The organism is Methylobacterium oryzae (assembly GCF_021398735.1).
GTDB lineage: Bacteria > Pseudomonadota > Alphaproteobacteria > Rhizobiales > Beijerinckiaceae > Methylobacterium.
Window position 1 is genome coordinate 4,218,781 of record NZ_CP090349.1, and the last position, 10,001, is coordinate 4,228,781.

Sequence of the window (10,001 nt, forward strand, 5' to 3'; positions counted from 1 at the left end):
ATCCCCGGATCCCGCCTGTAGGGCCCGCTGCCGCGGTGACCTCAGGACGGGATCAGGTCTCGAGAAGGGCCGGTCCGCGGAGCGGAACCGGCCGGGACGATCAGCCGCGCGCCTTCAGCCAGGCCTCGATCTCGCCGATCAGCGCCGTGCGGGCGCCCTCGTGCGTGACCGCCTCCACGGCCTCGCCCACGAAGGCCTGCACGAGCAGGCTCTCGGCGGTCGCGCGCGGAAGGCCGCGGGCCATCAGGTAGAACAGCAGATCCTCGTCCGGGGCGCCGCAGGTGGCCCCGTGGCCGCAGGCCACGTCGTCGGCGAAGATCTCCAGCTCCGGCTTGTTCATCATCTGCCCCTCGTCGGTGAGGAGGAGGCAGTCGGACTTCATCTTGCCGTCGGTCTGCTGGGCGGCCTGACGGACGATGATCTTGCCCTGGAACACGCCGGTGGCGTCGCCGTCGATGATCCACTTGAACTGCTCGCGGCCGACGCCGCCGACCGCGGCATGGTCGGCGAGCAGCGTCGAGTCGGCGAGCTGGCCCTTGCGCAGCATGGCGGCGCCGTTGACCACGACGTTGGTGTCGTCGCCCGCGACGTGGACGAAGATCTGGTGGCGCGACAGGACCGCTCCGGTCACGAGGTTCACGGTCTCGACCTGACCCTCGGCCTCGACCTTGAGCGACAGGGTCGAGAGCGCGATGGCGGCGTCGCCCTGCTTGTTCAGGCGGGTGTGCCGGAAGGCGGCCTTGGGGCCGACCACCACGTCGAGGGCGTCGTTCGGCTGGCAGGTGAGCCCGTCCGGGCCCTCGTGGCTCTCCAGGAGACCGAACTCCGCGCCCTCGCCGATCTGGACGAGCACGCGGGTCGCCGTCGAGAACGGCGTGTTCCCGGCGCCCACGAAGCGCAGGTGCAGCGGCCGCGCCGGCTTCGCCCCGGGCGAGACCTTGATCAGCGCGCCGTCCGCCAGGAAGGCGGTGTTGAGCTGGTAGACCGGGTTCTCCCGGGCCTGCGCCACCGGGGCGAGCTGCTTCAGGTCGACATGCGCCTCGGTCAGCGCCTCGGACATCGGGACGACCGTGACCCCCTCGGGGATCCGGTCGAGATCCGACAGCTCGCGGACGAGATGGCCGTTCACGAAGGTCAGGCGCGCGGCCTCGATGCCGGCGAAGCCCTTCGCCCCGGCGACGGCCGCCTGGGCGACGTCGAGGCTCGGCGCCTCGGCCGGGGGCGCGGCCTCCGTGATGGCGGCGCGCAGGTCCGTGTACTTGAAGGCCTCGACCCGCCGGCTCGGCAGGCCGGTCGCCTCGAAGAAGCGGAACGCCTCCTCGCGGGCGATCGCCTTCTCGCTGGCGAAGCTCTGGCGGGCCGACTCGAACAGCTTCGACAGGCCGGCCTCGGCGGGGGAGCGGAGGTTCGTGACGTCGGCCATGGCTCAGGCCGCCTCCCCGGTGCGGTACTCGGCGTAGCCGGAGGCCTCGAGCTCGAGGGCGAGCTCCTTGCCGCCGGTCTTCACGATCTGACCCTTCGACATGACGTGCACGGTGTCGGGCACGATGTGGTTGAGCAGGCGCTGGTAGTGGGTGATCACCAGGAACGAGCGGCCCTGGTCGCGGAGCGCGTTCACGCCCTCGGAGACGATCCGCAGGGCGTCGATGTCGAGGCCGGAATCGGTCTCATCGAGCACGCAGAACTTCGGCTGCAGCAGCGCCATCTGGAGGATCTCCATGCGCTTCTTCTCGCCGCCGGAGAAGCCGACGTTGAGGGCGCGCTTGAGCATCTCCTTGTTGATCTCGAGCTTGTCGGCCGCGCCGTTCACCGCCCGGATGAAGTCGGGGGTCGACAGCTCGGCCTCGCCGCGCGCCTTGCGCTGCGCGTTCAGGCAGGCCTTGAGGAAGGTCATGGTGCCGACGCCGGGGATCTCCAGCGGGTACTGGAAGGCCAGGAAGATGCCGGCCGCGGCGCGCTCGTCGGCGGCCATCTCCAGAACGTTCTGCCCGTCGAGCAGGATCTCGCCGTCGAGAACCTCGTAATCCTCCTTGCCGGCGATGACGTAGGAGAGGGTCGACTTGCCCGAGCCGTTCGGGCCCATGATCGCCGCGACCTCGCCGTCGTTCACGGTCAGGTTGAGGCCGTTCAGGATGCGGTTGTCCTCGATCTGCACGACGAGGTTCTTGATTTCCAGCATGTCAGTCCAAGTCCTTCAAAACCATTCGTCCCGCATCGCCCGCAGGAACGCGGCGCTCCCGGCCGGGTAGCCGGAGAGGTCGCCGATCACCGCGTCGATGCCGCACCGGGGACAGAGGGCGGTGCCCTCATCGGCGATCCAGCCCGCGATCTCGTCCGGCGCGAAAACCTCGAGGCAGAAGAAGCATCCGCACAGGACGCTGCTCCTGACCTCGTCGGCGTGCCGCGCGCTGTGCCGATGGGCCGCGCGCAGCACGTCGTCGTCGTATCCGCCCAGGCGGTCAGCCCACCGAGCCTTCCAGGCTGATCGAGATCAGCTTTTGGGCCTCGACGGCGAACTCCATCGGCAGCTGCTGCAGCACGTCCCGCACGAAGCCGTTGACGATGAGCGCGGTCGCCTCCTCCTCGGAGAGGCCGCGCTGCTGGCAGTAGAACTTCTGCTCCTCGGAGATCTTCGAGGTCGTCGCCTCGTGCTCGAAGACGGCCGAGGCGTTCTTCGACTCGATGTAGGGCACGGTGTGCGCGCCGCACTGATCGCCGATCAGCAGGGAGTCGCAGTTCGTGAAGTTGCGCGCGCCCTTGGCCTTCCGGTGCGCCGAGACGAGGCCCCGGTAGGTGTTCTGCGACCGGCCGGCCGAGATGCCCTTCGAGATGATCCGGCTCGTCGTGTTCTTGCCGAGATGGATCATCTTGGTGCCGGAATCGACCTGCTGCATGCCGTTCGACACCGCGATCGAGTAGAACTCGCCGCGGGAATCGTCGCCGCGCAGGATGCAGGACGGGTACTTCCAGGTGATCGCCGAGCCGGTCTCGACCTGGGTCCACGAGATCTTCGAGCGGGCGCCGCGGCAGTCGCCGCGCTTCGTCACGAAGTTGTAGATGCCGCCCTTGCCCTCGTTGTCGCCCGGGTACCAGTTCTGAACGGTCGAGTACTTGATCTCGGCATCATCCAGGGCGACGAGCTCGACCACCGCGGCGTGGAGCTGGTTGTCGTCGCGCTTCGGGGCGGTGCAGCCCTCGAGATACGAGACGTAGGAGCCCTTGTCGGCGATGATCAGCGTGCGCTCGAACTGGCCGGTGTCGCGCTCGTTGATGCGGAAGTAGGTCGACAGCTCCATCGGGCAGCGCACGCCCGGCGGGATGTAGACGAACGACCCGTCGGAGAAGACGGCCGAGTTCAGCGTCGCGAAGAAGTTGTCGGTCACCGGCACGACCGAGCCGAGGTACTTCTGCACGAGCTCGGGATGCTCGCGCACCGCCTCGGAGATCGGCATGAAGATCACGCCGGCCTTCTCCAGCTCCTTCTTGAAGGTGGTGGCGACCGAGACCGAGTCGAACACGGCGTCGACCGCGACGCGGCGCTCCGGCGCGATGCCTTCCAGCACCTCGACCTCGCGCAGCGGGATGCCGAGCTTCTCGTAGGTCTTCAGGATCTCGGGATCGATCTCATCGAGCGATTCCGGGCCCTGCCGCTTCGGGGCGGCGTAGTAGTAGATGTCGTTATAGTCGACCTTGTCGTAGGAGACGCGGGCCCACTCCGGCTCCTTCATGGTCAGCCAGCGCCGGTAGGCGTCGAGGCGCCACTCCAGCAGCCACGCGGGCTCGTTCTTCTTGGCCGAGATGAAGCGGACGACGTCCTCGGAGATGCCCTTCTCGGACTTCTCCATCTCGATCGTGGTCTCGAACCCGTACTTGTACTGGTCGAGGTCGATCGAGCGGACCCGATCAATGGTTTCCTGCACAGCAGGCATCAGCGTCTCCTAGGCATCTCCGGCGTCAAGGACCGGGAAGCGTCTGTCGGAAAGCGGGGGGGCGGCGCTCAGGCCGCCTGGCCTCGCCGTCTATATAGGGTCTCCAAGACCCGTTCGAAGGCGTCGAGGAAGCATGCCACCTCCTCGTCCACCGTGTTCCAGCCGAGGCTGACGCGCAGCGCCCCCCCGGCGAGGTCGGAACCGACGCCCATCGCGGCGAGCGTCGCCGAGCGCGCGACCTTGCCCGACGAGCAGGCCGAGCCCGACGACACCGCCACGCCGGCGAGGTCGAGGGCGATCAGGGCCGAGGGCGCGTCGAGCCCCGGGACCGAGAAACTCAGGGTGTTGGGCAGGCGCGGCGCCCCGGCGGCGAACACCACCGCGTCCGGCGCCATGGTGCGCACGCCGGCCTCGACCCGGTCCCGGAGCGCGGAGAGGCGCGCGGCCTCCGCGTCGAGCGCCGCGCGGGCGATCCGGGCAGCCTCACCCATGCCGACGATGGCCGGCAGGCACTCGGTGCCGCAGCGCAGCCGCCGCTCCTGGCCGCCCCCGCGCAGGAAGGCGCTCTCCAGGCTGACGCCCTCGGCCAGGACCAGCGCGCCGACCCCCTTGGGCGCCGCGAACTTGTGGCCCGAGAGGGTCAGCGCGTCGAGGCCGAGCGCCGCCATGTCGAGGGGGATCTTGCCGACGGCCTGCACGGCGTCGCTGTGAACCAGGGTCCGGCCGTGCGCCCGCGCCAGGCCGACGATCTCGGCCAGCGGCTGCACCGCGCCGGTCTCGTTGTTGGCGGCGTGGACCGAGAGGAGCAGGGTCTCGTCGGCGAGAGCACCCAGGCGCGCCTCCAGGGCGGCGAGATCGACCACGCCCTCGGCGGTGACCGGGACTTCCTCGACGGCCGCGTCCGGGAACCGGTGACCGGCCGCGACGCAGGGATGCTCCGTGGCGGAGTGGAGCAGCCGCCTCGGGGCCGCCGCGCCGCCGCGACGGAGGGCGCCCGACAGGACCGCGTTTGCCGCCTCGGTTCCGCCGCTGGTGAAGACGACCTGCTCGGGCTGGGCGTTCACGAGCGCCGCCACCTGGGTGCGGGCCGCTTCGAGGGCGGCCCGGGCCGCCCGCCCCTCCGCGTGGATCGAGGACGGGTTCCCGGGGAGCGTGAGCGCGCGCGCGACCGCCTCCGCGACGTCCGGGCGGACCGGCGCGGTGGCGTTGTAGTCGAGATAGGCGCGTGCCCGGCTCATCCGCGTTCCGTTAAGCCCTCTGCTGCGGCGCGTCACAATTCCTTGCCCGCGCGCCGGCTCGCCGTGCTAAGGCGCGCCGAGACAATGAGATCCCGCCGACCCGGCACGGTCGGCGTGGCAGCCAACGCGGTGCTTCGGACGGGTTGTTTAGAACAGTTCTAATCGCCTAGAACTGTTCTAAGACTGCTTTTATGGTGCGCGCGCGACGAGTCAAGGCTGCTGCGCCGCCGGGCTGATAGCCCGGCGGGCGATCTCCGGAGCGAGAGACGAGCGATGCCCGAAGTGATCTTCACCGGCCCGGCCGGCCGCCTGGAAGGCCGTTACCAAGCCCCCAAGAAGCGCGGCGCGCCGATCGCCATCATCCTGCACCCGCACCCCCAGTTCGGGGGCACGATGAACAATCAGATCGTGTACAACCTGTTTTACACGTTCGCCAATCGCGGTTTCGCGGCCCTGCGCTTCAATTTCCGCGGAGTCGGGCGCAGCCAGGGCTCGTTCGACCACGGCTCGGGCGAGCTGTCGGACGCCGCGGCCGCCCTCGACTGGGTGCAGTCGGTCAACCCGGAGGCGAAGTCCTGCTGGATCGCGGGCGTGTCCTTCGGCTCGTGGATCGGGATGCAGCTCCTGATGCGCCGCCCCGAGATCGAAGGCTTCATCTCCATCGCCGCCATGGCGAACCGCTACGACTTCACCTTCCTGGCCCCCTGCCCCTCCTCCGGCCTGTTCGTGCACGGCTCCGAGGATCGCGTGGCGCCCGCCCGCGAGGTCATGCCGGTGATCGAGAAGGTGAAGACCCAGAAGGGCGTCATCATCGAGCACCAGATGGTCGAGGGGGCCAACCATTTCTTCGACGGCAAGGTCGAGGAACTGACCCAGACGGTCGACACCTACCTCGACAAGCGCCTCGGCAAGCGCGAGGAGGCGGCCTGACGGATCCGGCCCCGCGCCTTGACGGGGGGAGCCCCGGAGGAATAGGGCGCGGGTTTCGAAATTGAGACGCACCTTCGCAGGTCTGATGTCAGATAGCCCGTCCGACCACCCCGTCGTTCTCCTCGTGGAAGATGACGGCCTCCTTCTGATGGAGGCCTCGGACACCCTCGCGGATGCGGGCTTCACCGTCGTCGAGGCGACGCATGCCGACAAGGCGCTGAAGGTTCTGGAGAACCGCGACGACGTCGGGGTCCTGATGACCGACGTCGACATGCCGCAGGGGTCGATGGACGGCTTCGCCCTGGCGCGCCTCGTCGCGCATCGCTGGCCGTCGATTCCCGTGCTGGTGGTGTCGGGCATGGGCACGCCCGGTCCCAACGACATGCCGGAGGGCGCGCGGTTCATCCCGAAGCCCTACGAGCCGACCACCCTGGTCCGGACCCTGCAGGCCTTCATCCGCCGCGCGGCTTGACGCACGGATCCGCTCGGGCTGACACCCGGTCCGGGCCCTGAACACCCGACCGAGAGCCATGACGGACCAGAACCGACCGCACCGCTTCGCGACCCGGGCCATCCACGCCGGCGCGGCGCCCGATCCCGCAACGGGCGCCCGGGTCCAGCCGATCTACTTCACCAACGGCTTCGTCTTCGACTCGACTGAGCAGGCCGCCGACATCTTCGCGGGCCGCCGGACCGGCTTCTCCTACTCGCGCGGATCCAATCCGACCGTCGCCGCGCTGGAGCGCCGGATCGCCGACCTCGAGGGCGCGAAGGCGGGCGTGGCGGTGTCCTCCGGACAGTCGGCCATGCAGTTGATTCTCATGACGCTGCTGAAGAGCGGCGACGCCTACGTCGCGTCCCCGCGCCTGTTCGGCGGGTCGCTGGGCCTGATGCGCCGGCTCGACGGGCGCTACGACCTGAAGCCGCGCTTCGCGCGCGGTATGGCCCCGGAGGATTTCGAGGCCGCGATCACCCCGGACTGCCGGGCCATCTTCTGCGAATCGATCGTGAACCCCTGCGCTTCGGTGGTAGACCTCGACGGCATCGCCGCGGTGGCCCGCCGCCACAACCTGCCGCTCGTCGTCGACAACACCCTCGCCTCGCCGGCCCTGATCCGGCCGATCGAGCACGGCGCCGACATCGTCTGGCACTCCACCTCGAAGTTCCTGAGCGGCTCCGGCCAGACCATCGGCGGCGTGATCTGCGACGCCGGCCGCTTCGACTGGGCGAAGGCCGGCGGCTACAACCTGATCACCGAGCCCTGGCCGGACTATGACGGGCTGGTGCTCACCGAGGCCTTCCCGGCGACCCCCTTCGCGGCGGCGTGCCGGTTCTTCGGCCTGCGGGACCTCGGGCCCGGCCTGTCGCCGATGAACGCGTTCCTGACGCTCATGGGGATCGAGACCCTGCCGCTGCGTATGGAGCGGCATTGCGCCAACGCGCGGGCGGTGGCGGCCTTCCTGAAGGATCACCCGGCCGTGGCCTGGGTGAGCTACCCGATGTTGCCGGGCCAGACCGGCGAGGACCTCGCCTGCCGCTACACCCCGGACGGGCCGGGCTCGATCTTCACTTTCGCGCTGAAGGGCGGCGAGCCGGCGGCGCTGCGGTTCATCGCCGGCCTGGAGCTGATCTCCCACTTGGTGAACATCGGCGAGATCAAGTCGCTGGCGATCCACCCGTCCTCGACCACGCACCGGCAGCTGCCGGAGCACGAGAAGGCCGCCGCGCAGGTCGGGCCCGAGACCGTGCGGTTGTCGATCGGGCTGGAGAACGAGGCCGACCTGATCGCCGATCTCCAGCAGGCGCTGGATCGCCTCTAGTCGTCATCGCGAGCACGGCGAAGCGACCCAGAGCCGCGCGATCTCGACGATCCTGACACCGCTGGATTGCGTCGCGCCGCCCGCGAGGACGGCCACGGCGGGCAGGGATTGGCCGCAACCGGGATGGCCTCAGCGCCGCCGCTCCAGGATCGACACGTAGTTGGCCACCGCCGCGCCGCCCATGTTGAAGATCCCGGCGAGCTCCGCCCCGGGCACCTGCATCTCCCCGGCCTCGCCCATGAGCTGGAGGCACGCCATGACGTGCATCGACACGCCGGTCGCCCCCACGGGGTGACCCTTGGCCTTCAACCCGCCGGACGGGTTGATCGGCAGCCGGCCCCCCTTCTCGGCGAGCCCCTCGCGCACCACGCGGTAGCCCTCGCCCGGCGCGGCGAGGCCCATCGCCTCGTACTCGATCAGCTCGGCGATCGTGAAGCAGTCGTGGGTCTCCACGAAGGAGAGGTCCTCGTTGGCGATCCCGGCCTGGGCCCGCGCCCTCTCCCAGGCCATTCGCGCGCCCTTGAACTCCACCGGGTCGCGGCGGGACAGGGGCAGGATGTCATTGACGTGCGCCCGGGCGCGGAAGCCGATCGCCCGCTCCAGGCCCTCGACGGTCTCGGCATCGGCCACCACAAGCGCCGCCGCCCCGTCCGAGATCAGCGAGCAGTCCGTGCGCCGCAGGGGGGCGGCCACGTAGGGGTTCTTCTCCGAGACCCGGTTGCAGAAGTCGAAGCCGAGGTCCTTGCGCAACTGCGCGTAGGGGTTGCCGACGCCGTTGCTGTGGTTCTTGGCGGCGATGCGGGCCAGCTCCTCGCTGCGGTCGCCGTAGCGCTGGAAGTAGCCCGCCGCGATCCGCCCGAACACGCCCGCGAAGCCGCCCTCGATGTCGGCCTCCTCCTTACGGTAGGAGGCGCCCAGCAGGATGTCGCCGGTCTCAGCGACGGTCTTGGCGGTCATCTTCTCGGCGCCGATCACCAGGGCCACGCGGCCGCGGCCGCTGTCGACGAAGTCGAGGGCCGCGTAGAGCGCCGCCGACCCGGTGGCGCAGGCGTTCTCCAGGTGGGTCGCCGGCGCGTGGGCGAGGCCCGGCCGGTTCACCGCCACCAGCGAGCCCTCGAAGCCCTGCTTCGAGAAGCCGGTGTTCATCGAGCCCACGTAGATGCCGTCGACCTGCGACTCCTCGACGCCGGCATGGGCCAGCGCCTCGCCCGAGACCCGGGCGATCAGCCCCTCGACATCGGGCTCCTCGAGCTTGCCGAAGGGGGTGTGGGCCCAGCCCACGATGCAGGCGCGCGTCATCCGGTGACCTCCCGTGTGTGGACAGGACGATGGGCCCGCCGCGGCCGGCGATCAAGACAGGGCGCGGGTTCTTCGACGCGCCGGACCCGTCCGGAGGAGGGCCGCTCGGGCCCGCTCAGCGCAGGTGGAAGGCGACCCACGCGACGCCGACCAGCACCAGCGCGGTCAGCAGCGCGCGGCCGAGCGCGCGGCGGCCTCTCACGGGGCGAACACCTCGGGATGGCGTGCGCGGAGCGCCAGGATCAGGGCCAGCGTCTTCAGGTCGGTGATCGCGGCGCGGTCGGCGCGTGCGGCGAGCTCGGCCAGCGGCATCTCGACCACCCGGATGTTCTCGTGCTCGCCCTCGGCTCCGCCACCCGCCTCCGCGCGATCCGCCCGGCCGTAGGGCGCGAGGTAGAGATGGATCTTCTCGGTGGTCAGGCTGGCGCAGGAATAGGTGGCGCCGACGAACTCGAGCGCCCGCAGGCGAAGGCCCACCTCCTCCAGCGCCTCCCGGCGGGCGTTCTCCTCCGGGCTGCCGCCGTCGATCAGGCCCGCCGGTGCCTCCAGCTGGACCTGCTCGCCGGCCGCGAAAAGCGGCGGCACCCGCAGCTCGCGCACGAGCGTCGCGACCTTCCGCTCCGGGTCGTAGGGCAGGATCCCGACCGAGTCGCCGTGGTCCTCGATCTCGCGCTCGACGACGGCCCCATCGGCGAGGCGCACCCGCGCGATCCCGAAGCGGCTCCAGCCCTCGTGGACGAAGCGGATAGTGAGGATCTCGGCTTTCATGTGCACGCCCACTCCTC

At 70.1% G+C, this 10,001-nt stretch carries 10 protein-coding genes; 3 read left to right on the top strand and 7 right to left on the bottom strand.

The window, feature by feature from the left end; all coding sequences use genetic code 11:
* Positions 1 to 100: 100 nt before the first annotated feature.
* The 5 genes from LXM90_RS20135 to LXM90_RS20155 form a co-directional block, all read right to left on the bottom strand.
* On the bottom strand, positions 101 to 1,423 hold the full coding sequence (locus LXM90_RS20135) for a SufB/SufD family protein (RefSeq protein ID WP_020093411.1): 1,323 nt from the start codon (positions 1,421 to 1,423) through the stop codon (positions 101 to 103).
* Positions 1,424 to 1,426: 3 nt separating this feature from the next.
* Positions 1,427 to 2,179, bottom strand: coding sequence for a Fe-S cluster assembly ATPase SufC (gene sufC / locus LXM90_RS20140; RefSeq protein ID WP_020093412.1), 753 nt, complete (start codon positions 2,177 to 2,179; stop codon positions 1,427 to 1,429).
* A gap of 15 nt (positions 2,180 to 2,194) precedes the next feature.
* Positions 2,195 to 2,434, bottom strand: a complete 240-nt coding sequence (locus LXM90_RS20145) for a hypothetical protein (RefSeq protein ID WP_020093413.1) — start codon at positions 2,432 to 2,434, stop codon at positions 2,195 to 2,197.
* Between the two features lie 25 nt (positions 2,435 to 2,459).
* Complete coding sequence (gene sufB / locus LXM90_RS20150) at positions 2,460 to 3,929, bottom strand: Fe-S cluster assembly protein SufB (RefSeq protein ID WP_026604969.1); 1,470 nt, start codon at positions 3,927 to 3,929, stop codon at positions 2,460 to 2,462.
* 68 nt (positions 3,930 to 3,997) lie between these two features.
* Positions 3,998 to 5,167 carry a cysteine desulfurase family protein gene (locus tag LXM90_RS20155; RefSeq protein ID WP_020093415.1) on the bottom strand — a complete coding sequence of 390 codons (1,170 nt, stop codon included), beginning with the start codon at positions 5,165 to 5,167 and terminating at the stop codon, positions 3,998 to 4,000.
* Between the two features lie 273 nt (positions 5,168 to 5,440).
* Between LXM90_RS20155 and LXM90_RS20160 the strand changes: the two genes are divergently transcribed.
* The 3 genes from LXM90_RS20160 (at position 5,441) to LXM90_RS20170 (ending at position 7,917) form a co-directional block, all read left to right on the top strand.
* Positions 5,441 to 6,097, top strand: coding sequence for an alpha/beta hydrolase (locus LXM90_RS20160; RefSeq protein ID WP_010686946.1), 657 nt, complete (start codon positions 5,441 to 5,443; stop codon positions 6,095 to 6,097).
* Between the two features lie 85 nt (positions 6,098 to 6,182).
* Positions 6,183 to 6,569, top strand: a complete 387-nt coding sequence (locus LXM90_RS20165; protein ID WP_026604970.1) for a response regulator — start codon at positions 6,183 to 6,185, stop codon at positions 6,567 to 6,569.
* A gap of 58 nt (positions 6,570 to 6,627) precedes the next feature.
* A complete protein-coding gene (locus tag LXM90_RS20170) occupies positions 6,628 to 7,917 on the top strand; it encodes an O-acetylhomoserine aminocarboxypropyltransferase/cysteine synthase family protein (RefSeq protein WP_020093417.1) in 1,290 nt (429 codons plus the stop codon).
* A 129-nt stretch (positions 7,918 to 8,046) separates the two neighbouring features.
* On the opposite strand, the gene LXM90_RS20175 is transcribed toward LXM90_RS20170, so the two are convergent.
* Both LXM90_RS20175 and LXM90_RS20180 read right to left on the bottom strand, forming a co-directional pair.
* Entirely contained in the window at positions 8,047 to 9,216 is a 1,170-nt protein-coding gene (locus LXM90_RS20175) for an acetyl-CoA acetyltransferase (RefSeq protein WP_020093418.1), read from the bottom strand.
* Positions 9,217 to 9,414: 198 nt separating this feature from the next.
* Positions 9,415 to 9,984, bottom strand: coding sequence for an NUDIX domain-containing protein (locus LXM90_RS20180; protein ID WP_020093419.1), 570 nt, complete (start codon positions 9,982 to 9,984; stop codon positions 9,415 to 9,417).
* Positions 9,985 to 10,001 lie beyond the last annotated feature (17 nt).

Bases quoted from the DNA above. Each gene is read 5' to 3' on its own strand.
- LXM90_RS20135 (WP_020093411.1), bottom strand. From the start codon at position 1,423: ATGGCCGACGTCACGAACCTCCGCTCCCCCGCCGAGGCCGGCCTGTCG.
- LXM90_RS20165 (WP_026604970.1), top strand. From the start codon at position 6,183: ATGTCAGATAGCCCGTCCGACCACCCCGTCGTTCTCCTCGTGGAAGAT.
- LXM90_RS20175 (WP_020093418.1), bottom strand. From the start codon at position 9,216: ATGACGCGCGCCTGCATCGTGGGCTGGGCCCACACCCCCTTCGGCAAG.
- LXM90_RS20160 (WP_010686946.1), top strand. From the start codon at position 5,441: ATGCCCGAAGTGATCTTCACCGGCCCGGCCGGCCGCCTGGAAGGCCGT.
- sufB (WP_026604969.1), bottom strand. From the start codon at position 3,929: ATGCCTGCTGTGCAGGAAACCATTGATCGGGTCCGCTCGATCGACCTC.
- LXM90_RS20155 (WP_020093415.1), bottom strand. From the start codon at position 5,167: ATGAGCCGGGCACGCGCCTATCTCGACTACAACGCCACCGCGCCGGTC.
- LXM90_RS20180 (WP_020093419.1), bottom strand. From the start codon at position 9,984: ATGAAAGCCGAGATCCTCACTATCCGCTTCGTCCACGAGGGCTGGAGC.
- LXM90_RS20170 (WP_020093417.1), top strand. From the start codon at position 6,628: ATGACGGACCAGAACCGACCGCACCGCTTCGCGACCCGGGCCATCCAC.
- sufC (WP_020093412.1), bottom strand. From the start codon at position 2,179: ATGCTGGAAATCAAGAACCTCGTCGTGCAGATCGAGGACAACCGCATC.